The 23,345-nt window shown below is 61.7% G+C and carries 17 protein-coding genes and 1 tRNA gene; 1 reads left to right on the forward strand and 17 read right to left on the reverse strand.

Translation table 11 applies throughout. The annotated features are described in order from the left end of the window. Positions 1 to 239 precede the first annotated feature (239 nt). The 3 genes from INT40_RS05455 to INT40_RS05465 form a co-directional block, all read right to left on the reverse strand. Complete coding sequence (locus INT40_RS05455; RefSeq protein ID WP_101574491.1) at positions 240 to 4,112, reverse strand: DNA-directed RNA polymerase subunit beta'; 3,873 nt, start codon at positions 4,110 to 4,112, stop codon at positions 240 to 242. Positions 4,113 to 4,180: 68 nt separating this feature from the next. Beyond that, positions 4,181 to 7,660, reverse strand: a complete 3,480-nt coding sequence (rpoB, locus tag INT40_RS05460) for a DNA-directed RNA polymerase subunit beta (RefSeq protein ID WP_193095709.1) — start codon at positions 7,658 to 7,660, stop codon at positions 4,181 to 4,183. Between the two features lie 196 nt (positions 7,661 to 7,856). Then, the gene (locus INT40_RS05465) at positions 7,857 to 8,915 is read right to left on the reverse strand and encodes a GNAT family N-acetyltransferase (protein WP_193072593.1); all 1,059 of its coding nucleotides are present in this window, start codon (positions 8,913 to 8,915) and stop codon (positions 7,857 to 7,859) included. A 24-nt stretch (positions 8,916 to 8,939) separates the two neighbouring features. On the opposite strand from INT40_RS05465, the gene INT40_RS05470 reads away from it, so the two are divergent. After that, the gene (locus INT40_RS05470) at positions 8,940 to 9,752 is read left to right on the forward strand and encodes an MBL fold metallo-hydrolase (RefSeq protein WP_193072595.1); all 813 of its coding nucleotides are present in this window, start codon (positions 8,940 to 8,942) and stop codon (positions 9,750 to 9,752) included. On the opposite strand, the gene INT40_RS05475 is transcribed toward INT40_RS05470, so the two are convergent. From INT40_RS05475 to INT40_RS05540, 14 genes are all read right to left on the reverse strand, one after another. Beyond that, the gene (locus tag INT40_RS05475) at positions 9,741 to 10,895 is read right to left on the reverse strand and encodes a hypothetical protein (RefSeq protein ID WP_226830855.1); all 1,155 of its coding nucleotides are present in this window, start codon (positions 10,893 to 10,895) and stop codon (positions 9,741 to 9,743) included. The two genes, INT40_RS05470 and INT40_RS05475, sit on opposite strands and share 12 nt — an antisense overlap. A 2-nt stretch (positions 10,896 to 10,897) precedes the next feature. Continuing rightward, positions 10,898 to 11,701: a hypothetical protein gene (locus INT40_RS05480; RefSeq protein WP_193072598.1), complete on the reverse strand. Its 804-nt coding sequence runs from the start codon at positions 11,699 to 11,701 to the stop codon at positions 10,898 to 10,900. Beyond that, complete coding sequence (locus tag INT40_RS05485; RefSeq protein ID WP_193072599.1) at positions 11,698 to 12,969, reverse strand: hypothetical protein; 1,272 nt, start codon at positions 12,967 to 12,969, stop codon at positions 11,698 to 11,700. The genes INT40_RS05480 and INT40_RS05485 overlap by 4 nt, the downstream gene beginning before the upstream one ends. A 147-nt stretch (positions 12,970 to 13,116) precedes the next feature. Further along, positions 13,117 to 13,500, reverse strand: a complete 384-nt coding sequence (rplL, locus tag INT40_RS05490) for a 50S ribosomal protein L7/L12 (protein ID WP_101574484.1) — start codon at positions 13,498 to 13,500, stop codon at positions 13,117 to 13,119. Between the two features lie 57 nt (positions 13,501 to 13,557). Next, complete coding sequence (gene rplJ / locus INT40_RS05495) at positions 13,558 to 14,091, reverse strand: 50S ribosomal protein L10 (protein WP_101574483.1); 534 nt, start codon at positions 14,089 to 14,091, stop codon at positions 13,558 to 13,560. Positions 14,092 to 14,492: 401 nt separating this feature from the next. Continuing rightward, on the reverse strand, positions 14,493 to 15,512 hold the full coding sequence (gene adhP / locus INT40_RS05500; RefSeq protein WP_193095749.1) for an alcohol dehydrogenase AdhP: 1,020 nt from the start codon (positions 15,510 to 15,512) through the stop codon (positions 14,493 to 14,495). A gap of 90 nt (positions 15,513 to 15,602) precedes the next feature. After that, complete coding sequence (locus INT40_RS05505; protein ID WP_101574481.1) at positions 15,603 to 17,126, reverse strand: aldehyde dehydrogenase family protein; 1,524 nt, start codon at positions 17,124 to 17,126, stop codon at positions 15,603 to 15,605. A gap of 126 nt (positions 17,127 to 17,252) precedes the next feature. Then, positions 17,253 to 18,524, reverse strand: a complete 1,272-nt coding sequence (locus INT40_RS05510) for a GAF domain-containing protein (RefSeq protein ID WP_226830856.1) — start codon at positions 18,522 to 18,524, stop codon at positions 17,253 to 17,255. A gap of 179 nt (positions 18,525 to 18,703) precedes the next feature. Continuing rightward, complete coding sequence (gene rplA, locus INT40_RS05515) at positions 18,704 to 19,402, reverse strand: 50S ribosomal protein L1 (RefSeq protein WP_101574479.1); 699 nt, start codon at positions 19,400 to 19,402, stop codon at positions 18,704 to 18,706. A gap of 64 nt (positions 19,403 to 19,466) precedes the next feature. Then, on the reverse strand, positions 19,467 to 19,904 hold the full coding sequence (gene rplK / locus INT40_RS05520) for a 50S ribosomal protein L11 (RefSeq protein ID WP_101574478.1): 438 nt from the start codon (positions 19,902 to 19,904) through the stop codon (positions 19,467 to 19,469). A gap of 205 nt (positions 19,905 to 20,109) precedes the next feature. Then, a complete protein-coding gene (gene nusG / locus INT40_RS05525) occupies positions 20,110 to 21,012 on the reverse strand; it encodes a transcription termination/antitermination protein NusG (RefSeq protein ID WP_193095711.1) in 903 nt (300 codons plus the stop codon). A gap of 94 nt (positions 21,013 to 21,106) precedes the next feature. Further along, the gene (gene secE, locus INT40_RS05530) at positions 21,107 to 21,382 is read right to left on the reverse strand and encodes a preprotein translocase subunit SecE (RefSeq protein WP_101574476.1); all 276 of its coding nucleotides are present in this window, start codon (positions 21,380 to 21,382) and stop codon (positions 21,107 to 21,109) included. Positions 21,383 to 21,479: 97 nt separating this feature from the next. Further along, positions 21,480 to 21,552: transfer RNA gene (locus tag INT40_RS05535), tRNA-Trp, on the reverse strand. Positions 21,553 to 21,678: 126 nt separating this feature from the next. Further along, complete coding sequence (locus INT40_RS05540; RefSeq protein WP_319021948.1) at positions 21,679 to 23,340, reverse strand: metallophosphoesterase; 1,662 nt, start codon at positions 23,338 to 23,340, stop codon at positions 21,679 to 21,681. Positions 23,341 to 23,345 lie beyond the last annotated feature (5 nt).

Here is a 23,345-nt window from a genome sequence, read left to right on the forward strand (position 1 = left end):
TTCGGGAGCCACCCCACGGCGTTCGGGAGGGACCCACAGCAGTCAGACTTAGGGCAGCGCGTTCTCTCTGCGCGTGATTCATGAGGGAAGTGTGTCGCCCAGTAAACCTTCTGCACGTGAATAGGCGAAGAGGGGCACCCGCCAATTGGCGGGTGCCCCTCTTGCTGTGACTGCTGGCTGAGGCCTCCTGGCCGGAGTCCTAGGACTCCGCAGCGGACCTCAGCCTCATGCGTTCAGCTTCAGCTGAACGCACCGTAGTCGTAGTCTTCCAGCGGGATGGCGGATCCGGAATCGGAGCCGATGCCTGCGTAGAAGTCGCCGTAGCTGTTCGTGAACATCTCGGCCTTCGCCTCCTCCGTCGGCTCCACCACGATGTCGCGGTGTGTCTGCAGGCCGGTGCCCGCAGGGATGAGCTTACCGAGGATGACGTTCTCCTTGAGTCCGAGCAGTGTGTCCGACTTGCCTTCCATAGCGGCCTCGGTGAGGACGCGTGTCGTCTCCTGGAAGGACGCGGCGGACAGCCACGAATCGGTGGCCAGAGAGGCCTTCGTGATACCCATGAGCTCGTCACGAGCCGATGCCGGCTGGCCGCCTTCGGCAACCACACGGCGGTTCTCGCCCTGGTAGCGACCACGGTCGACCAGCTCGCCGGGCAGCAGGTTCGTGTCGCCCGACTCGATCACGGTCACGCGACGCAGCATCTGCCGGACGATGACCTCGATGTGCTTGTCGTGGATGCCCACGCCCTGCGAGCGGTACACCTTCTGCACCTGCTCGACGAGGAACCGCTCAGCTTCACGACGACCACGGATGCGCAGCACCTGCTTGGGATCGACAGCACCGACGACCAGCTGTTCGCCGGCCTTGACGTTCTGTCCGTCCTCAACGAGGAGACGGGCACGCTTGGACACTGCGTGCTCGATCTCTTCGCCACCGTCATCGGGGGTGATGACGACGAAGCGGGTCTTGCGGCTGTCATCGACCTTGACACGTCCGGTCGCCTCGGCGATGGGAGCAAAGCCCTTCGGTGTGCGAGCTTCGAAGAGCTCGGTCACACGCGGCAGACCCTGGGTGATGTCACCCGTAGCAGCCGCCGCACCACCCGTGTGGAAGGTACGCATGGTGAGCTGGGTTCCCGGCTCACCGATCGACTGGGCAGCGACGGTACCGATGGCTTCGCCGATGTCGACGAGCTTTCCGGTGGCCATCGAACGGCCGTAATGCATGGCCGAGATCTGCGTATCGGAATCTGCGGTGAGCACGGAGTGAACCTTGAGCTCTTCGATTCCGGCTGCGACCAGCGTATCGATCGTGTCTGCGGTCACGTCGGTCTTCGCCGGGACGATGACATTGCCATCGGCGTCGGAGACGTCTGAGACCGTGAGGCGACCGTAGAGACTGGTCTCTGCATACTCGTGCGGCACGAGGTTGCCCTCGTGGTCACGCTCGGCTGCAGGCAGAGTGATGCCCTTATTGGAATCGGCCTCAGCGGTGCGCACGATGACGTCCTGTGACACGTCGACGAGACGACGGGTCAGGTAACCGGAGTCAGCGGTACGCAGAGCGGTATCGGCCAGACCCTTACGAGCACCGTGCGAGGCGATGAAGTACTCGAGCACCGAAAGACCCTCACGGTAGTTCGAAACGATCGGGCGAGGGATGATCTCACCCTTCGGGTTCGTCACCAGGCCACGCATACCGGCCAGCTGGCGGACCTGCATCCAGTTACCGGATGCACCGGACTCCACCAGACGCATAACCGAGTTCTCCTCTGGGAAGCTCGTGCGCATGACCTGGTCGACCTTCTCGGTCGTCTCGGTCCAGAGCTTGACCAGTTCGTTGCGGCGTTCGTCGTCGGTGAGCGCACCGAGTTCGTACTGCTGCTGAACCTTCGTATCGAGAGCCTCGGCGTGGTCGATGATCTCCGGCTTGGCCACAGGTGAGACCACATCGGACATCGAAATAGTGATGCCCGAACGAGTCGCCCAGTAGAAGCCGCCGGCCTTGAAGTTGTCCAAGGTGTGTGCAACCTCGACCTTGGGGTATTCCTCGGCCAGGTAGTTCACAATGCGGCTGAGTGCCTTCTTGTCGATCGTAGAGTTCACGAACGAGTAGTCAGCAGGCAGGTAGTCATTGAACTGTGCGCGACCCAGGGTGGTCTGCACGTCCAGCGGATCGCCGGCTTCCCAACCTTCAGGAGTCTCGAGATCGTCACCGGGGACGACGTTCTCAAGGCGGATCGTGATGTTCGAACCCAGATCCAGCTCGCCACGGTCGAAGGCCATGATGGCTTCGCCGAGACCGGAGAAGGAGCGCCCTTCGCCGGCCAGTCCCTTGCGTTCGGAGGTGAGGTGGTACAGACCGATGATCATGTCCTGTGAGGGCATGGTCACGGGCTTGCCGTCCGAAGGCTTGAGGATGTTGTTGGCGGAGAGCATGAGCACGCGTGCCTCAGCCTGAGCCTCGGGGCTCAGCGGCAGGTGGACTGCCATCTGGTCACCGTCGAAGTCAGCGTTGAACGCCGAACAGACGAGCGGGTGCAGCTGGATGGCCTTACCCTCGATGAGCTGAGGTTCGAACGCCTGGATGCCCAGACGGTGCAGGGTCGGTGCACGGTTGAGCAGCACCGGGTGTTCGGTGATGACCTCTTCGAGCACGTCCCACACCTGAGGGTGCTGACGTTCGACCATCCGCTTGGCCGACTTGATGTTCTGCGCATGGTTGAGATCGACCAGGCGCTTCATCACGAAGGGCTTGAACAATTCCAGAGCCATGGTCTTGGGCAGACCACACTGGTGCAGGTGCAGCTGCGGACCGACCACGATGACCGAACGGCCCGAGTAGTCCACACGCTTGCCCAGGAGGTTCTGACGGAAACGTCCCTGCTTGCCCTTGAGCATGTCCGACAGCGACTTCAACGGACGGTTGCCCGGTCCGGTCACAGGACGACCGCGACGGCCGTTGTCGAACAGCGAGTCGACGGCTTCCTGCAGCATCCGCTTCTCGTTGTTGACGATGATCTCGGGTGCACCGAGATCGAGCAGACGCTTGAGGCGGTTGTTGCGGTTGATCACACGACGATAGAGGTCGTTGAGGTCAGACGTGGCGAAACGTCCACCGTCGAGCTGCACCATGGGGCGCAGCTCAGGCGGCACAACCGGAACAACGTCGAGGACCATGCCCTCGGGGTTGTTATCAGTGGTCAAGAACGCGTTTACGACCTTGAGACGCTTCAGGGCACGGGTCTTGCGCTGACCCTTGCCCGTGGCGATGAGTTCACGCAGCTTCTCCGATTCGGCCTCGAGGTCGAAGTCGAGCAGCCGCTTCTGGATCGCCTCGGCGCCCATGGCACCGGTGAAGTACAGACCGAAACGGTGGAACATCTCGCGGTACAGGCTCTCGTCGCCTTCGAGGTCGTTGACCTTGAGGCTCTTGAACCGGTCCCACACCTGGTCAAGACGGTCGACCTCGCGGTCGGCGTTCTTGCGCAGCTTCTCCATTTCCTTCTCGGCGACATCGCGCAGCTTCTTCTTGGCCGGGGCAGAGCCGCCGTCGGCCTCGAGAGCTGCCAGATCCTCTTCGAGCTTCTTGGCACGACGGTCGATGTCGGCGTCACGGCGAGTGCCGATCTGCTGCTTTTCGATGTCGATCTTGTTCTGCAGACTGGGCAGATCACGGTGACGAGAATCCTCATCCACCGAGGTGATCATGTAGGCAGCGAAGTAGATGACCTTCTCGAGGTCCTTCGGTGCCAGGTCCAGCAGGTAGCCCAAGCGCGAAGGAACGCCCTTGAAGTACCAGATGTGAGTGACCGGTGCGGCCAGCTCGATGTGTCCCATGCGCTCACGGCGAACCTTGGCGCGGGTCACCTCGACGCCGCAGCGCTCACAGATGATGCCCTTGAAGCGGACACGCTTGTATTTGCCGCAGGCGCACTCCCAGTCGCGAGTGGGTCCGAAGATCTTCTCGCAGAAGAGTCCGTCCTTCTCGGGCTTGAGTGTGCGGTAGTTGATGGTCTCAGGCTTTTTCACCTCACCGTGTGACCAGCCGCGGATGGATTCCGCGGTAGCAAGACCGATACGTAGCTCATCAAAGAAATTGACGTCAGGCACGTAAATCCTCTTTCCTGGCGGTGAACGTCTCGTTCACCGCGAAGTTGTGTCGGTTGAAGTGGAAGTCCTCAGACTTCTTCTACGGTCTGGGCTTCACGGCGTGACAAGTCGATGCCGAGCTCTTCAGCTGCCCGGTAGACCTCGTCCTCGCCGTCACGCATCTCAACCTCGGCGCCGTCCGAAGACAGAACTTCAACGTTGAGGCACAGGGACTGCATCTCCTTGATGAGGACCTTGAACGACTCGGGGATTCCCGGATCGGGCAGGTTCTCTCCCTTGACGATGGCCTCATAGACCTTCACACGGCCCGGGATGTCATCGGACTTGATCGTCAGCAGTTCCTGCAGCGTGTACGCCGCACCGTAGGCCTCGAGGGCCCACACTTCCATCTCACCGAAGCGCTGGCCGCCGAACTGCGCCTTACCACCGAGCGGCTGCTGGGTGATCATCGAGTACGGACCGGTCGAACGCGCGTGGATCTTGTCGTCGACGAGGTGGTGGAGCTTGAGCATGTACATGTAACCGACAGCGATCGGGTACGGGAACGGCTCACCGGAGCGACCGTCGAACAGCTGGGCCTTGCCCGAAGAGTCGATGAGGCGGTCCCCATCGCGGTTCGGAGTCGTGGAGTCCAGCAGTCCGCGCAGCTCCTGCTCATGCGCACCATCGAAGACCGGGGTGGCCAAGTTGGTGCCTGCTTCGGCCTCGCGGGCCGCAGCAGGAAGGTCGGCAGCCCACTCGGGGTTGCCTTCGATCTTCCAACCCTGCTTCGAGATCCACCCGAGGTGGACTTCGAAGACCTGTCCGATGTTCATACGACGGGGAACACCGTGGGGGTTGAGGATGATGTCGACGGGTGTTCCGTCGGCCAGGAACGGCATGTCCTCAACGGGCAGGATGGTCGAGATGACACCCTTGTTGCCGTGACGACCGGCCATCTTGTCACCGATGGTGATCTTACGACGCTGAGCGACGTAGACGCGGACCATCTGGTTGACGCCCGGCGAGAGCTCATCGTCTTCCTCGCGGTCGAAGACGCGGACACCGATGACGGTTCCGATCTCGCCGTGAGGCACACGCAGTGAGGTGTCGCGGACTTCGCGGGACTTCTCACCGAAGATCGCGCGCAGCAGGCGCTCTTCCGGTGTCAGCTCGGTCTCACCCTTCGGGGTGACCTTGCCGACGAGGATGTCGCCGTCGGTGACTTCGGCGCCGATGCGGATGATTCCGCGGTCGTCGATGTCTGCCAGGGCGTCCGGCGAGATGTTCGGGATGTCGCGGGTGATCTCTTCGGCACCGAGCTTGGTGTCGCGAGCATCGACCTCGTGCTCCTCGATGTGGATCGAGGACAGAACATCATCCTGGACGAGGCGCTGGGAGAGGATGATCGCATCCTCGAAGTTGTAGCCTTCCCAGGACATGAATGCCACGAGAAGGTTCTTGCCCAGAGCCATCTCACCGTTCTCAGTGGACGGTCCGTCAGCCAGAACCGTGCCTGGTGTGACGCGATCGCCTTCGTCGACGATGATGCGCTGGTTGTACGAGGTTCCGTGGTTGGAACGCTTGAACTTCGACGCACGGTAGGTCTGCATCGTGCCATCGTCAGCCAGCACGGTGACGAAGTCAGCGGACACCTCTGTGACGACGCCTGGGCGATCGGCAGTGATGACATCGCCGGCGTCGACAGCAGCGCGGTATTCCATGCCGGTGCCCACGACTGGGGACTCCGACATCACCAGCGGCACAGCCTGACGCTGCATGTTCGCACCCATGAGGGCACGGTTCGCGTCATCGTGCTCGAGGAACGGAATCAGTGCGGACGCAACGGAGACCATCTGACGTGCAGAGACGTCCATGAAGTCAATCGTGTCGTACTGAACCAGCTCGGCTTCGCCGCCGCCGCCCTTAGGACGAGCAAGAACTTCGACTTCAGCGAAGCGCTGCTCTTCGGTCAGCGGCGCATTGGCCTGCGCGATGTTGAACTCGAGCTCATCGTCGGCAGTCAGGTACTCGGTGTCATCGGTGACGACGCCGTCGATGACCTTGCGGTACGGCGTTTCGATGAATCCGAATGGGTTGATGCGGGCGTAGGACGCCAGCGAACCGATCAGACCGATGTTCGGGCCTTCGGGAGTCTCGATGGGGCACATACGTCCGTAGTGCGACGGGTGAACGTCACGGACTTCCATGGCGGCACGGTCACGAGAGAGACCGCCAGGTCCCAGTGCGGACAGACGACGCTTGTGAGTCAGACCCGCGAGCGGGTTGTTCTGATCCATGAACTGCGAGAGCTGCGAGGTGCCGAAGAACTCCTTGATCGCAGCCACCACGGGGCGGATATTGATCAGGGTCTGAGGTGTGATCGCTTCAACGTCCTGGGTCGTCATGCGCTCACGCACGACGCGCTCCATACGAGAGAGTCCGGTGCGGACCTGGTTCTCGATGAGCTCGCCGACCGCGCGGATGCGACGGTTGCCGAAGTGGTCGATGTCGTCGAGCTTCACGTTGAGCTCGATGTTCTCGCCCTCACGGATGCCCTTGGAGGTTTCGACACCGGCGTGCAGGGACACGAGGTAACGGATGGTCGCAACCACGTCATCAGTCGAGAGGACCGAGTCACTCAGCGGTGCATCGACGCCCAGCTTGCGGTTGACCTTGTAGCGGCCGACCTTGGCCAGGTCGTAGCGCTTGGGGTTGAAGTACAGGTTGTTGAGCAGGTTACGTGCCGCTTCAGCGGTCGCGGGTTCTGCCGGGCGCAGCTTCTTGTAGATGTCGAGCAGCGCTTCGTCCTGTGTGCTGACCGTGTCCTTTGCCATGGTCTCGCGGATCGACTCGAACTCGCCGAACTCCTCGAGGATCTTCGCTTCGGACCAACCGAGGGCCTTGAGCAGCACAGTCACGGACTGCTTGCGCTTGCGGTCGAGACGCACGCCGACCTGGTCGCGCTTGTCGACCTCGAATTCCAACCATGCACCACGTGACGGGATGATCTTCGCAGTGAAGATGTCCTTGTCCGTGGTCTTGTCGACGCTGGACTCGAAGTAGGCGCCGGGCGAACGCACAAGCTGCGAGACGACGACGCGCTCGGTGCCGTTGACGATGAACGTGCCTTTGTCGGTCATGAGTGGGAAATCACCCATGAAGACCGTCTGGCTCTTGATCTCGCCTGTGTTGTTGTTCATGAATTCGGCGGTCACATAAAGTGGCGCCGAATAGGTCATGTCGCGTTCCTTGCACTCATCGATGGAGTACTTGGCAGCTTCGAACCGGTGCTCCCGGAACGACAGCGACATCGATCCACCGAAGTCCTCGATCGGTGAGATCTCTTCGAAGATATCTTCGAGTCCCGAAGTGGTAGCGACGGAATCGTCTCCGATTTCGATGGCTTCGGCTACGCGGTCCTGCCACGTTTCTGAGCCGATGAGCCAATCGAAGCTGTCGGTCTGCAGACCGAGCAGATCGGGAACCTCGAGCGGTTCGCGAATCTTCGCGAAGGAGATTCTCTTGGGGGCGTTAGCGGTCCTGGTGTTATCGTTGGCGGCGGCCAATGGGGTCCTTCCGAATGCTTCACCAATTGATAGGTTGACTGTCCACCCGAAGTCACATCGACAGTCCCAGGTGTGTCAGATTTCGACACCGGGCGACAACGTGGTTCACTTGAGTGGAAATGAGGTGCCCCCCGCTATATGAAGGCACGCCACAGGCAGATCAACGCAAATATCAAGCCTATAGCAATCGGTCAAGTCATGCAAGGTGTTTTTTCCACAGACCGACCCAGGCCCAGGTTGCGAATCCAGCCCTGTCATTGATGAGAAGCATCCACGAGTTCTCCACCGCGTTCCACGTGTAGATCCGTTCCACGCTGGCGCGCTCACCCAGAGCCACATGATTGGCGATCTTCAGCGCCGTGCCGAGTCCGTGTCCACGGTGTTCACGGGCCACAAGAGTCGAACCCTGCCATCCCACCACTGGCCGCTCCTCGAAGTGAGCGACCTCGGTGAAGCCGGCGGCGGCGTCACCTTTGAGAGCTAGAGCCGTGCCGAGGCGCTCGTGCCCCTCGCTTCGTGTCGCGTTGAGGGCGCGGACTCGCGCGGCGTCCCACTTCTCCTCCTCCCCGAACTCTTCGGCACCGGGGGTATCCGTGGACATCCGCTGGTGTAAGAGGGCGATCGCGTCAAGCCGGTGTTCGGGGGTCGGCCCACTCCATGTCTCAATCGTGTAGCCCTCATCGAGTTCGGCGGCGGGCAGCTTCGCCGCCGTGGTGGTCTGCGCCACGGAGCACCGCTCGAGCTGTTTGAACGCGAATCCGTGCCGGAGCAGAAATGCGACGCCCGGGTGCTCGACCGGCAGACTGCCCGCTCCGGATTCGGCGGCCAGGTGCGCACCCCGAAGATCTCCGTCACGAGCCGATGCCGGGATCTCGCAATAACTGGTCAGCTGGGTGCGTCCCTGGTCGGCCAGGGACGCCTCCATGGCGAGGAGCAGCTCGGATCCCAATCCCTGTCTGCGCAGGCCCGGATGAACCGAGCACCACACCTCAGCGACATCGACATTGTCCTGCAGAGTGAGGTACGCGATGCCCTTGGCCACGATGGCCCCACCGCTGCGGCCGATCCACGTCTGATGTGTCACATATTCGTTGGCTGAGACCAGCTCCTGGCGCACTTCGTCTGACCGGGGGTCGAAATCGGTGCCGAGCCCCGATGCCCGGTTGATGAGCGTGTCGAAGTCGACCACCTCGGCGAGGATACCTTCGATCTCATCATCAGTGCGAGACCCGGCCGGAATGTGGGTGATCTCCATGAGCTGACATTCTAGACTGCTCCCATGGTCAATGTCAGTGTTCTCTCTCAGAATCCGGCCGCGGTCAACTGCGGGATCGTCACCGGATCCCAGTACAGCCTCATCATCGATTCGGGGCCCGGTCCCAGCACGGGCCGGCGGCTCATCCAGCGGGCGCAGGAGCTGAGCACTGCAGAGAACGGCCGGGAGAATCCCCTCGATGCGGCCATCACCCACGATCATTGGGACCATTTCTTCGGCAGTTCCACACTGGCAGCAGAGGGGGTGGAGACCTTCCACGTCTCCGATTCGTTCGCCCGAGACCAGGAGGCGACGGCCTGGATCGCACTCGACGCCGTCCGCACTGCGCCCGAGACCGCCGAGTTCGCATCTGAGCTGCCGGAAGACCCCAACTCCCTCATCGTCACCGTCTCTCCCGTCGACGCGGCCGAGTCGACGAGCAGGCTCGACCTCGGTGACTGCCGGGTCGAATTCCACGTGCTCGGCGGACATTCCACCGCGGACCTCGTCGTGCGTTTGATCGATCAGGGAATCGTGTTCGCTGGTGACCTGGTCGAGGAGGGCGATCCCCCACAGGCGGGCAACGACGCATCATTGAGCGAGTGGGTGAGCAGCCTGCAGACGCTGCTGTCCTTCCCCGAGGCCGCTCTCTTCGTCCCCGGCCACGGCGTGCCCGTGGACCGGGCATTCGTGGAGCGTCAGCTTGCCGATATCGATGGCCTGCGGATGAATCAGGCCGACGCCGAGGTGGCTCTGCCCGCTCGTGTCATGCCAGGTGACCATGACCGGAGTCTGCCCCGGGAGATCACGCTCCCTCTGGAGACGTCAGCCGGCTGAGCGTTGCAGCGCGGTGACGAGATCTCCGCCGATGGCTCCGAACAGGGTCTGCGCCCAGATGCTGTCGCCCTCGACGTAGGGTTTGTTCCCGTCGAAGATCCATTGGAGCCGATTGCCGGCCTGCCGATCGTGCTGGCAGCTGCCGCACACGGGCACCCGAACCCCTGAGCCATCCGCATCGAGGCGCGTCGTCGACCGCGCTTCTCCGTGTAACGGATTGATAGTGCACAGACTCTGCGGGAGCTTGCTGCGTCCCCGGTTGCCGGCCTTCTTCGTCTGACCGGAACCCACCTCGGCGATCTCACGTCCTGCCTGCCGGAGCAGGACCATGGCTCCGGCAAGGTCGATGCGCTCCGATGACTCGTCGTCGACGATCCGGCGCGCAATCTGATAGGCATCGAGCGCCTTCGCAACCTTGGCGGCTTTGACTCCATCGAGGCGTTGGGTCTGGAGATGATCGATCTTCTCCGCAATCCGATTCGTGTCGTCGTTGATGTCCTCTCGCAGAGACTCGCGCTGCAGAGTGTCGACCCGGTCCAGCAGTTTGCTGGGCAGACGGAATTCGTGGTGTCTGCGCGTCTCCGCCGCTCTCGCCTTGATCGTGCGGACCAGGTAGAGCCCTGCGATGACGAGAGCGAGCACGAGGACCGCTCCCCCGAGGAACAGCGGAGAGAATCCGTCCGCATTGCTGTCCTCGGCAAAGTCGCTGCCGGGTTCTTCCTGCCCGGTAGTCGATTCGCCAGACTCCGTGCGCGTCTGCGGGTCGGCGTAGAGGTTGAGGAGTTTGTTCAGCTTCGACAGAGACGGCGACCCGACGTTCCACTGCTCCCGGGCGATGGAGTACTGATCCATCACCTGATATGACAGATCATGATCGGCATCGAGCTTCACCTCGGTGTAGAGATCGGATGTGTTGCTGACCATGATGAAGGAGCCCTGCCCTCCATGGTCGGCCGCCACGTCCCTGAGCAGCTGGAGGTCGACTGCCTCATCGTCCACGGCGATGACGTAGACCTTGAAGTCCAGTCCGTCCGCGGTGGTCTTCGCCTTGTCGAAGAGGCGAGCGTCGAGGGTGCCCGCCGCGGACTCGTCCACGTAGAAGGGATCCGCCTTGAGAGATTCGGCGATCTGATGTGCGTCCACGGTCACTTCCTTCGGTTCCGGTGATTGACGGACCTGCGGCTCATCGCCTGCGCGGTCGCCTCTTTCTCGCGACGGAGATAGCCCAGGATGGCAACGCCGATGACGGCGATGACTGCACCGACTATGAGGCCGAGACCGGCGCCGCCGAATGCTGAACTCGGTGAGTACGTGAGCTCGCGCCAATCGTCCGAGTTGTCTTCGGCCACAAGGGGCTCGGCTTCGCTCGCCTCCAGCGGCTGGGTCTTCTTCAGTGCCCGCTCCCAGATCAGAGCAGTCTCGGTCAGCGAGTCATCGGAGCCCATCTCCGGATAGTCCTGCAGCTTGCGTTCGATGCCTTTCGATCCGACTCCCTGTCCGATTGGGCTGACGACGAGCACGGTGGCTTCGTCGACGGAGAGTTCATGGGCGATGCGTGCGGCCTTGAGGTTCAGATTCGCATCGGTGTCATCGAGCATGGTGTGGTTGACGAAGGCCACATAGATGGGCGAGTCGAGGTCCGTGACTTCGCTGCGGACGGCTTCCAGGCCGGCGTCGTCGACGTCGAATGCGAGGTAGTCATCGACGTGGATGGTGTCCGCTTCGAGTTTCTTCGCCAGTTCGCGATAGGCGGAGCGGTCGTAGTTCGGGTCGAGTCCGCTCTTGATGCGGTCGTCGTAGACCGAGTCGACCTTGATCTCGTCACTCTTCGCTTCTTCGATCCGTGTCTGCTTCGCATCGTCGAATCGGTACATGCTGATCATGGTCGCGCCGACCGCGACGGCTGCGAAGATGATGACTGCGATGATCGACCTGTGCCACGTGCTCATCGTCGACCACTGCCTGCCTGCGCTCCTGTGGCGACGATCGAGTCCTCAAGAGCCGTGAAGCTTCCGAAGCCCGAGACCGCATAGGCGTCGTCGCGCTGATAGTACGGTATCGGACGCACTCTCTTCCTTCCTGGATTCTTCGGCACCATCAGACACTCCGGTTCGTGTCCGGCGTTGAGGTCGGCTCGGCAGGCGCTGCAGATGCTGATCGTCAGGACGGTCGTCGACTGTTTCCAGACAAATGATTCGATCGGACCTTCGTGAGTCGGGAAGAAGAAGCAGAAGTCCGGCTCCTCGTCTGGTTTCCGATTCTTCTGCGACGTCGATGCCTTCTTCGACGTCGGAGTCTGCTGCAGGGTCCTGCGCACCCAGCGATCTGTGTCGACCAGAGCCGCAATTGCATGGCGGTGGGAGAAGTCGGGGTCACTGGCCCAGTCGGGATGAGCATCGACGATCGCAGAGATCGCCGCTTGGACGCGTCGGCCCCGGTCGTGAAGTTCCCAGCTCTCCTCGGACGGGGCCGCGGGATCGGGCAGGTCACGGAGGGCCGAGTCGACGGCCTGAGGCAGCCGGCGTCGTCGCACCAGCTCTGGACTGTGTGTGAGGTTCTGCCGCCAGGAGTACTTGCTTCGTCGCAGAAGAAGCCATGCACCCAGTCCGAATGCGGCCGCTGCCGTGGCCTTGAATACAAAGCCGTCAGGATCACCGTATTGGAGATCGTTGGCATCGATGTAGTCCAGGTCTTCCGTCCTGCCGTTCCTCGGGTCGAAGTCCGGCGGGGGCGGCGGCTTGGTGTCCTTGACCGTCGCGACGAGCAGGCTCAGATGGTACGGGACTGCGATTTCGACGGGCAGGAAGCGGTCGGTCTTCGAGCGCGCCAGCTCATCGGCGCCCGGCGGGATCGTCGGTCCGGTGTCGTCGACGATGTAGGAGAAGGTACGGGCCGAGTATCCTGCCTCGGCGAAGATGACGATGACCTGGGAGGCGCCGGAACTCTCGAACATCGAGTAGGCGAGGTCCGTGGTGAACCGCGGCCAGCCTTCCTGCGCTTGATCTGAGTTCGAAAGGCCGGGCACGATCGCGATGAAATGTGGAATTCCCGATGTCGACGCATCCGCCGAGGCGCGGGACAGAGATGACTTCTGGCGCGGGGTCAGGCCCGGTTCGATGGATCGATCGATGAAGAGCGGATCGTGGTCCCATCCCACACGGATGCGGGCGCGCAGCGCCTTGAGCAGGCGAGTCTGCGCGTCAGTCTTCTCAGTCACCTCACAAGATTAATATGGGCCGATCACCGGCCCTAATCCGCGGCGTTCCAAGTTGGGAACATCTCCCCTGCGACTGAATGCAGAAGACCCCACAGCATCAGCTGTGGGGTCTTCGCTGTGGCAGCAGTCAGACTGCTGCCGAGAAAATCACTTGACGGTGACGGTTGCGCCCGCGCCCTCGAGTGTTTCCTTGGCCTTGTCGGCTGCGTCCTTGGACACTGCTTCGAGGACAGCCTTAGGAGCGCCGTCGACGAGGTCCTTGGCTTCCTTCAGTCCGAGGGAGGTGAGCCCACGAACTTCCTTGATGACAGGAACCTTCTTCTCGCCGGCCGATTCGAGGATGACGTCGAACTCGGTCTGCTCTTCAGCAGGCTCAGCGTCTCCGCCGGCGGCAGGAGCAGCAGCAACTGCAGCAGGTGCAGCAGCTTCAACTTCGAAGACCTCTTCGAACTTCTTGACGAAGTCGGAGAGTTCGATCAGTGTGAGCTCTTTGAAACCTTCAATGAGTTCTTCGGGGGTGAGCTTAGCCATGGTGGCCAGTCCTTCCTTTGGTGGTCACATTGAGCGACCGGGTTTATGGGGTGATGCTCAGGCGTCTGAAGCAGGAGCGTTGTCCTGCTTCTCGCGGAGAGCGTCGACGGTGCGCACGGCCTTGACCATCGGAGCGGTGAACAGGTAAGCCGCCTGGTGGAGGCTTGCCTTCATTGCACCAGCTGCCTTTGCAAGCAGCACTTCGCGTGGTTCGAGGTCGGCGAGTTTGTTGACATTCTCAGCACTGAGGACGGCGCCATCCCAGTAGCCGCCCTTCAATACGAGCTGAGAATTCGCCTTGGCAAAGTTACGCAATGCCTTTGCAGCCTCTGGTGGTTCACCGTTGACGAATGCGATCGCTGTGGGTCCATTGAGGAACTCATCGAGATCGTTGATTCCGGCTTCTTTGGCTGCAATAGCAGTGAGCGTATTCTTTACCACGGCGTAGCTGACGTTCTCACCGAGTGAAACGCGCAGATCTTTCATCTGCGCAACGGTGAGACCGCGGTACTCGGTCAGCAACACAGCATCGGCAGACTCAAACTGCTGTTTGAGCTCCTCTACTGCGGCTGCCTTGTCTGGCCTCGCCATGGTAGTTCCTTTCGTACAGTCGCCGATCGTGTCCGACACCAAAAAAGCGCTCCACGCAGGTATGCGTGAAACGCTTCGAATGATGAGTTCATAGGAACTCATCACAAAGAATCTCGTGCTCACCTGCGCAGGTCACTCGATTGGAGTCTTCGTTTCCGGGCAACAGGATCCGATTGCGAATTCTGTTGGTACCGAAAAGACCGACGGTCTTGGGTAGTTGAAGTCTATCGAAGGTGTTCCCACCAAGTCCAATCGACCGCGGAGATGCTGGACACATACCCTTGCCCACTCCCTGCGTCCCACCCCACGCCCCTCACTGCCGCTTCGGCAACATTCCGGGCGCTGAGCAACCTGCAGACAGGTTGCGCAGCGCCCGGAAGGTGGCTGAGCCGGCGAGCGGGTCAGTATTCGATGACGACTCGGCCGTCGATCTTGCCGTGGATCATCTCATCGAGGATCGCGTTGATGTCCTCGAGCGGACGCTTGCTGTAGGTCGGATGGATCTTGCCGGCTGCGTAGAATTCCAAGGCCTCCACCATGTCCTGACGGGTGCCGACGATCGAACCGCGGATCGTCAGTCCTTTGAGGACGATGTCGAAGATGGGAGCCGGGAACTCACCTGGAGGCAACCCGTTGAAGACGATCGTGCCGCCTCGGCGGGTCATCGAGATCGCCTGCCCGAATGCCTTCGGATGCACCGCTGTGACAAGCACTCCGTGTGAGCCTCCGACCTTCTCCTGGATGATGTCGGCCGGCTCCTCAGCAAAGGCATTGACCGTGATCTCCGCTCCGTGCTTCTTCGCCAACGCCAGCTTGTCATCGGCGACGTCGACGGCGATGACGCGCATCCCCATCGCCACCGCATACTGCACGGCGATGTGGCCGAGCCCGCCGATGCCGGAGATGACGACCCATTGCCCAGGCTTCACCTCGGTGCGCTTGAGTCCCTTGTAGACGGTGACGCCGGCACACAGCACGGGTGCGATCTCGTATGGGTCGGACCCCTCCGGGATGATGGCGGCGAACTTCGTGTCGACGAGCATGTACTCACCGAACGATCCGTCGATTCCGTAGCCGCCGTTGACCTGCTGCTCGCAGAGCGTCTCCCACCCTTGACGGCAGTGCTCGCATGTTCCGCAGGCGCTCCACAGCCAGGCGTTTCCGATCATCTGCCCGACCTTGACATCTGTGACGTCGGGCCCGACCTTCTCGACGGTTCCGACACCTTCGTGGCCGGGGATGAGAGGAACCTTCGGTTTGACCGGCCAGTCGCCGTGTGCCGCGTGCAGGTCGGTATGGCAGACCCCCGAGGCGATGAGTTTGACCAATGCCTGGCCGGGTCCGGGCTCGGGGATCTCGTTGTCTCCGACGACGAGATCCTGTCCGAATCCCTCAACTACTGCTGCTTTCATTACCGACATCATTGACTCCTTTGTGGTGATGTTGACTGTGCTGGTGGTGTGTTGAATGTATTGACTGCGTCGTTGCCGTTGTGGCCGCGTCGCACGGACTCAGAAGAAGCCCTGGGCGTTCTCCGAGTAGCTGACCAGCAGGTTCTTCGTCTGCTGGTAGTGGTCGAGCATCATCAGGTGGTTCTCACGTCCGATGCCCGACGCCTTGTAGCCGCCGAAGGCCGCATGCGCCGGGTAGGCGTGGTAGTTGTTGACCCACACACGGCCGGCCTGGATGTCGCGGCCCGCGCGGTAGGCGGTGCTGCCGTTGCGCGACCAGACTCCGGCACCCAGTCCGTAGAGGGTGTCGTTCGCCGTGGAAATTGCGTCGTCGTAGTCGCTGAAGGTGGCCACCGAGACGACTGGCCCGAAGATCTCCTCCTGGAAGATCCGCATCTTGTTGTTGCCTCTGAAGATCGTCGGCTGCACATAGTAGCCGCCGGACAGGTCCCCGCCGAGGTCTGCGCGGGCTCCCCCGGTGAGGACCTCAGCACCTTCCTGCTTCCCAATGTCGAGGTAGGACATGATCTTCTCGAACTGGTCGTTCGATGCCTGGGCACCCATCATGGTGTCCGTGTCCAGAGGGTTGCCCTGCACTATCTTCTTCGTCCGTTCTGCCACCGCTTCGAGGAAGGGATCGGCGATCGATTCCTGGATCAGTGCGCGTGATGGGCAGGTGCAGACCTCGCCCTGGTTGAGCGCGAACATGGTGAAGCCCTCTTGAGCCTTGTCCCAGTAGGCGTCGTCCTTGGCATTGACGTCATCGAAGAAGATGTTCGGGGACTTACCTCCCAGCTCCAGGGTCACCGGAATGATGTTCTGCGAGGCGTATTGCATGATGAGGCGGCCGGTGGTCGTCTCGCCGGTGAAGGCAATCTTCTTGATCCGCTTGTTCGAGGCCAGGGGTTTGCCCGCTTCGAGGCCGAAGCCGTTGACGACGTTGAGGACCCCTTCAGGAAGCAGGTCGCCGATGAGTTCCATGAGGACGAGGATCGAGGCCGGAGTCTGTTCGGCAGGTTTCAGGACGATGGCGTTGCCTGCGGCCAGGGCTGGAGCGATCTTCCACACGCCCATGAGGATCGGGAAGTTCCAGGGAATGATCTGGCCGACGACGCCGAGCGGCTCGTGGAAGTGATAGGCCACCGTGTCGTCATCGATCTGAGAGAGGCCGCCCTCCTGTGCCCGGATCGCCCCGGCGAAGTAGCGGAAGTGATCGATGGCCAGGGGAATGTCGGCGTTGAGGCATTCGCGGACTGCCTTGCCGTTGTCCCAGGTCTCGGCCACCGCGATCATCTCGAGGTTCTCCTCGATCCGGTCAGCGATCTTGTTCAAGATCACTGCGCGCTCCGCGGGCGAGGTCTTGCCCCAGGCCGGAGCCGCCTTGTGGGCGGCATCGAGTGCGAGTTCGATGTCTTCTGCGGTGCTGGCGGGCACTTCACAGAACGCCTTGCCCGTAATCGGTGTCGGGTTCTCGAAATAGTTCCCGTTGACGGGAGCGACCCACTGTCCGCCGATGAAGTTCTCGTACCGTGACTTGAAGGTGACGAGCGATCCGTCTTGACCAGGCTGAGCGTAAACAGTCATTGCAACTCCTTTGATGCGTATGCGGCGATCGGATGTCTATCTCCGATTGCTCCGCACACTACGCAGGGCAACGTTGCATGTGGGTTGCATCACATAGGAAGAGCTGCCAGTTCCAGGTCCTCGTATTCAGTATCCGAGGGCTTCGAGTCGCACGACGGCAACGTTGCGTTCGGGTGCTTCGGGTGGGGCCAGACGCAGCACCGACATCAGCACTTCCGAATCCTCGCGAGCTTCGGCCAACCCCGCATAGCGCCACAGCTGCTGCCAGGTTCCGTTCTGCAGCAGACTCTCTCGGATCAGCGCCTGCAGCTCAGCACCGATCTCCCGGACGCCGGGCGCATCGGAATCGGGCAGCACCTGCCCCTGATAGAAGTTGAGCGCGGTCTCCACGTCCCCTTGGGCCAGGCCCCGGTGCGTGCGCTCGACGTCGCTGTCGATGTCTCCCCGCAGTCGGTAGGGGCGGGCATCGAGGTGCAGGTCGCCGAGGTGGTCAATCGTTCTGCGCAGACGCGCGATCTCCGCCCGGACAGTGACTTCACTTCCACCGAGCGCCCACAGCCGGTCGGCGAGCCCGGCGTTGCTGATGCCGCCGGGGTTGCGCGCCAGAAGCAGCAGGATCTCAGCATGTCGTCCCGACAGCGTGATTCGAGTGCCGTCAGGGCTCGAGAGCTGGGGACGGGCCCCGGTGACTTCGAGATAGGCACCGTCACCTGTACCGACAGGAGACAGTCCACCGGAGTCCGGGGTGTAGAGCTTCGACAATCCGGCGCCGGCGGCCTGAGCCGTGGAATTCAGCAACGGCAGGACGATGGACGATACCGCGTCATCACCGCCGGTGACGTCGATGATGCCAAGGACCTGACCGGTCAGCGGATGAGTCACTGGCACTGCACTGCAGCTCCACGAGTGCACCTCGGCGGAGAAGTGTTCGGCCTGACTGATCTGCACGGCAGTGCGCGAGCGCAGAGCGAGTCCGGGAGCGGAGGTCCCCATCACGTCTTCCGACCAGTCGGTGCCCGGCACGAAACCCATGGACTCGGCACGGTTGCGCACGGCGCGCTCACCCTCGACCCACAGGAGACGCCCCTGCTCATCACCGAGTGCCACGAGCAGTCCCGCCTCCTTGGCCGGCTCGATCAGATGCGACTGCAGCAGACCCATGATGGAGTGGAACGGATGACGACGCCTCACCTCGGCGAGCTGATCTGCCTCATAGGCCATGCGCACACGTACTCCACCCGGATCACGAAGACGGCCGAGAGATCGGTTCCAGGACTCGAGGACGGCTGGACGGACTCCGGGGCCCGAAGTCTCCGGAACGGTCAGGGACGCCAGATTGTCATGGGCGCGGCGAACAATGCGCTGATAGTCATCGTGAAGCAGCGGAGTCGAATGCATAGCGGAGCTGTCCACCCCCATCGGCGGTTGTCACACAGTGGTCTTCGGTGCTCACAATCTATCCGCGATACCCAATCCGGGCAAGACCGTATGTCGGTTCTCAGGAAACAGAAAGGGCGGGAAGTGATTGACTCACTTCCCGCCCAGAACTGCTGACTGCGGTTCAATCCCTCAAGGGATCAGATCACGCGCATCGCCGAACCGTCGATCGGAACGGCAGGACCGTTCGATGTCGTCACGGTCGCCTTCGAGATGTAGCGGCCCTTTGAGGAGCTCGGCTTCAGACGAAGGATCTCGTCGATGGCTGCATCGAAGTTCTCCTGCAGCGCTTCCTCGGAGAAGGAGACCTTCCCGATGATGAAGTGCAGGTTCGAGTGCTTGTCGACGCGGAATTCGATCTTTCCGCCCTTGATCTCGGTGACGGCCTTAGCGACATCCATGGTCACGGTGCCGGTCTTGGGGTTCGGCATCAGGCCACGAGGACCCAGCACCTTACCTAGACGTCCGACCTTGCCCATCATGTCAGGGGTGGCTACAGCCGAGTCGAAGTCGGTGAAGCCATTGGCCACCTTCTCCAGCAGGTCATCGGAGCCGACGAAGTCAGCACCTGCTTCACGGGCAGCTTCTGCACGGTCGCCGGCAGCGAACACCAGGACCCGAGCGGTCTTACCGGTACCATGCGGAAGGTTGACGGTGCCGCGCACCATCTGGTCCGCCTTACGTGGGTCAACGCCCAGGCGGAGAGCGACCTCGACGGTGGCGTCGTACTTTGCCACCGTGGTCTCTTTGGCCAAGGCGATTGCCTGAGCCGGTTCGTATGTCACATCTGCGGCGATCTTCTCTGCCGCGGCCTCATAGGCCTTTGAACGCTTTGCCATCTGCTTATCTCCTTGCAGTCGTGGTGCGGGCTGCGCGAGCCCTACCACAGTGAAATGTCTGGCCTCAGGCCTCGACGTCGGTGGTTACGCCCATGGAGCGAGCGGTGCCGGCGATGATGCGGTCAGCCTGATCCAGGTCATTGGCGTTGAGGTCTGGCATCTTCGTGGTGGCGATCTCGCGCACCTGGTCGGCGCTCAGGTGAGCAACCTTGTCGGTGTGCGGAGTTGCCGAGCCTGACTTCACGCCTGCAGCCTTCTTGATGAGTTCTGCAGCCGGTGGGGTCTTGAGAATGAAGGTGAACGAACGGTCTTCGAACACAGTGATCTCAACGGGAACGATGTTCCCGCGCTGGGACTCTGTGGCGGCGTTGTAAGCCTTGCAGAATTCCATGATGTTGACGCCGTGCTGGGCAAGCGCCGGACCAATCGGAGGCGCCGGGTTAGCGGCACCTGCCTGAATCTGGAGCTTGACGAGGCCGGCTACCTTTTTCTTGGGAGGCATATACGGTCCTTAATATTGAAGTTTCGATGCGCCAGAGAAATACGGCACATCGTTCGAAAACGGCCTCCGATGAGAGCCGAGATCAAACCACACCAGTATTCCATGCCTGCAGACCCTGGAGCAAATGTCGGTGACAGGCATCACCTGGCGCGAATGGCGAAAGGGCCCGGTATTCACCGGGCCCTTTCGCATGTGGCAGATCAGCTCAGAGCTTGGACACCTGGTCGAAGCTGAGCTCGACGGGAACGTCGCGTTCGAAGATCGACAGCAGCACGGTGAGCTTCTGCGATTCCGGACGGATCTCCTGAATCGTTGCAGGGTGGCCCTCGAAGGAGCCTTCCTTGACGAGCACAGACTCGCCGACCTCGTACTCCACCTCGGTGATGGGTGCGGATTTGGCGGCCTGCTCGGCCTGCACTCCCTCAGCGGCGGCGGCTTCAGCCTGGCGCTCTTCGAAGATCGGAGCGAGCATCGTGAAGACCTCGTCGATGGACAGAGGAGTGGGGTCGTAGGCGTTGCCGACGAATCCGGTCACACCTGGGGTGTGGCGAACCGCGCCCCAGGACTCATCGGTGAGTTCCATGCGCACGAGCACGTAGCCCGGGATGCGCACACGACGGACCTGCTTGCGCTGGCCGTTCTTGATCTCAACGACATCTTCCATCGGCACCTGCGACTCGAAGATGAACTCTTCGAGATTGAGGCTGATGGAACGATTCTCAAGGTTCTGCTTGACGCGGTTCTCGTAGCCTGCGTAGGAATGGATGACGTACCAGTCACCCTCCAGCATGCGCAGTTCCGACTTGAACTCCTCGGCCGGATCGACCTCGTCTTCGGCCGGCGCCTCTTCCGTGTCATCGGAATCGGCTGCGGCGCTGTCATCGTCGGTCGATGCGGAATCGTCAGATGCTTCAGCATCGCCTTCGCCCGAAGCGGCGTCTTCGTCTGGTGTCTCGTCAGTGGGAGCATCGTCGGTCGATGCGTCGTCGGCGCTCACAGCGGAGGTTTCGTTCTCCACGTCTTCCCCCACTGGTGCAGCGCTCGACTCCTCTGGAGTGGCGTTCTGTGTCTCAGGGGTTTCCTGCTCAGGTGAACTGGTATCCGACACCGATCAATTCCTCGCTTCGCGTGTAGTGATTCCCATATGGGAGTGAAGGGTCTGCAACGTGTTTGAAATCCTGATGGTCACCGCTGGGGGTGAGTCACCACAATGGCCACAGCGGTGTTCCGCCGAAGACGAATCCGACGAGCTTGCCGAACACGAGGTCGAGAACCACCACGAGAAGCATCATGAACATGATGAAGCCCAGCACAACCAGGGTGTAATTGACCAGTTGCTTACGTGTCGGGGTGACGACCTTCTTCAGCTCTGCGATGACTTCGCGGAAGAACTGCAGGATTCGTCCGAAGAACCCGAGCTGCTTACGACTGGCGCCCTTAGGCGAATCTCCAGTCTTCTTTGCCGGTGTGTCGCTCACACATCCTCACTCGGTCGGTTCCATTGGGACAGCACAATTGTTCAAGCCCGTCGAGGACGGCGTTTCGCCGATATGACTCAAGCAGATATCAACTGCGCAGGGGTGACAGGACTCGAACCTGCAACCTACGGTTTTGGAGACCGTTGCGCTACCAATTGCGCCACACCCCTTCGATTCGACACCCTCGATTCGTGTTCCTCGAGTCGTGTCCAACCACGAGAAACGAGCATACCGTCTGTGACCGCCGTTAGTCGAACCGGCCGCCCTCCTCTGCCGGAATTCGATCTTCTGCCCCCTCATCCGTCTGTGCTCACGGGGTCAGTCTCGGGTGGCTGAGCGATAAGAGGGACCGGCGCCGGGAAGGTCTTCCAGGGCTCGATGGTGACTGTCTCATCCGGCCTGACGGTGACGATCTGGACGTCGATGGGCCGTTTGGTCCGATTGTCCACACGCAGGATGCTCAGTTCCGCGTTCATCTTCAGCGGCCCCGGGGTCAGAGCGTTCGCCAGGGCTCCCCCTGTCGTCGAACTCAGGTAGCGGACTCCCTGGCCCAGGGTCTCCGGGCCTACTCGCTTGTGCCAGTGTCCGCTGAGGCTGTACTGGGTACATCCGGACCGCAGGGACGGCGCCCCGATCCGCGCATCGTGGATGAGCATGATGTCGAAGTCGCTCGCGCAGGCGTCGTCGCTGAGCTTCTGCGCATACTGATCGGCTGTGAGATCTGTCTCGAGCTGCGGGCCGGATCCGAACACGGTCCGCCTGGGGTCGGGTCCGCCGAAGAAGGTCACGCCGCTCATCTCTGCGCTCGTGTCGTCCAGAACCTTCCAGCCCTGACTTCTCGCATGCTTCGTGGTTTCGGTGGAGTCGTGGTTGCCCTTGACTATCATCCTCGGCAGCTTCTGCGGCAGTTCGTCGTCGAGGACGTCGAGGCAGTAGTTCTCCGCCGTGGTGCCCGTCATCGTCACGTCGCCTCCGTCGATGTAGGCATCGGCGTCGCTCATCCCGGCCACCGCGCCGACCACCCGGGCCATGCCGATATTGCAGTGCAGGTCCGAGCCGAACACGAACGTCGATACGTCGGCCTTCAGCGCCCGATCGTCTTCCACGTGAGGGGGCACCATCCCCTGATCCGACCAGTTGCCGCTCAGGGGCCGTGAGTTCCACTGCTTGCGCAGGTTCACCAGCACCTGGTCGTAGAAGGCGTCGTTGTCGTCGGAGAAGTCTTTGACGGCTGTGAACGCTGTATCGATGACCCCGCCGAGGCGACCCGTGACCTGGGCGCCCGCCAGCGGTGTCCCGTCGAAGGCGGGATCGGCTACGAGGGGTTTGGGTCGGGTGAGCACGGCGGTGCCCACACTGGTAAGAACGAGGATGGCGACCAGGCCGATGGCGATGAGTTCTTTACCGACGAAGGCCCTCCCGATTCCTGCGATCCGTACAGGTCCGAGGATGAACGCCGTGGCCACGGCCACACCGCTGATGAAGCACACGGCCAGGGCCCACCGAGAGAGGATCTCAGTGGTCAGGCCGTCGACGACCTCGTTGACCTGCGCTTGCGGGGCTGAGAACAGGGAGGCGTAGGAGGCGATGTCGCCGCCCAGAGCATCGACTGCCCCTCCCCCGGTTCCCGGGTCCGATTCCTCGGCGGCATCCCGATCAGACCGCCGTTCGGAGCCACCCTCATCCTCCTCGGCTCCGGAGACTGGGATCTGGCCGATATCGACGGTCAGTCCCAGCCCCAGCGGCAGATAGTCACCCGCAGGCACGAGCAGTTTGCCCAGCGGACCGAAGTCGACGGTCAGCCGAGAGTCGGACGTGATCTGATAGCGGGCTTCATGCGGCCCGAAGCTGAGATCTGCACGGGCAGAGAACAGTGCCCATGGCAGGGTCACGACTGCGACGACAGCTAGGAGGATGAGCAGAGCTGCGGTTCTCCGACGAGGTGACACGGGAGACACCCGAC

The sequence above is a fragment of the Brevibacterium sp. FME17 genome (assembly GCF_014897515.1).
In the GTDB taxonomy this organism is placed as follows: domain Bacteria; phylum Actinomycetota; class Actinomycetes; order Actinomycetales; family Brevibacteriaceae; genus Brevibacterium.

What these genes read in the sequence shown, in the direction of transcription:
- rplL (WP_101574484.1), bottom strand. Translation starts at nt 13,500, where the DNA reads ATGGCTAAGCTCACCCCCGAAGAACTCATTGAAGGTTTCAAAGAGCTC.
- rplJ (WP_101574483.1), bottom strand. Translation starts at nt 14,091, where the DNA reads ATGGCGAGGCCAGACAAGGCAGCCGCAGTAGAGGAGCTCAAACAGCAG.
- adhP (WP_193095749.1), bottom strand. Translation starts at nt 15,512, where the DNA reads ATGTCGGTAATGAAAGCAGCAGTAGTTGAGGGATTCGGACAGGATCTC.
- INT40_RS05465 (WP_193072593.1), bottom strand. Translation starts at nt 8,915, where the DNA reads ATGGAGATCACCCACATTCCGGCCGGGTCTCGCACTGATGATGAGATC.
- INT40_RS05510 (WP_226830856.1), bottom strand. Translation starts at nt 18,524, where the DNA reads ATGCATTCGACTCCGCTGCTTCACGATGACTATCAGCGCATTGTTCGC.
- INT40_RS05480 (WP_193072598.1), bottom strand. Translation starts at nt 11,701, where the DNA reads ATGAGCACGTGGCACAGGTCGATCATCGCAGTCATCATCTTCGCAGCC.
- INT40_RS05505 (WP_101574481.1), bottom strand. Translation starts at nt 17,126, where the DNA reads ATGACTGTTTACGCTCAGCCTGGTCAAGACGGATCGCTCGTCACCTTC.
- rplK (WP_101574478.1), bottom strand. Translation starts at nt 19,904, where the DNA reads ATGCCTCCCAAGAAAAAGGTAGCCGGCCTCGTCAAGCTCCAGATTCAG.
- rplA (WP_101574479.1), bottom strand. Translation starts at nt 19,402, where the DNA reads ATGGCAAAGCGTTCAAAGGCCTATGAGGCCGCGGCAGAGAAGATCGCC.
- INT40_RS05470 (WP_193072595.1), top strand. Translation starts at nt 8,940, where the DNA reads ATGGTCAATGTCAGTGTTCTCTCTCAGAATCCGGCCGCGGTCAACTGC.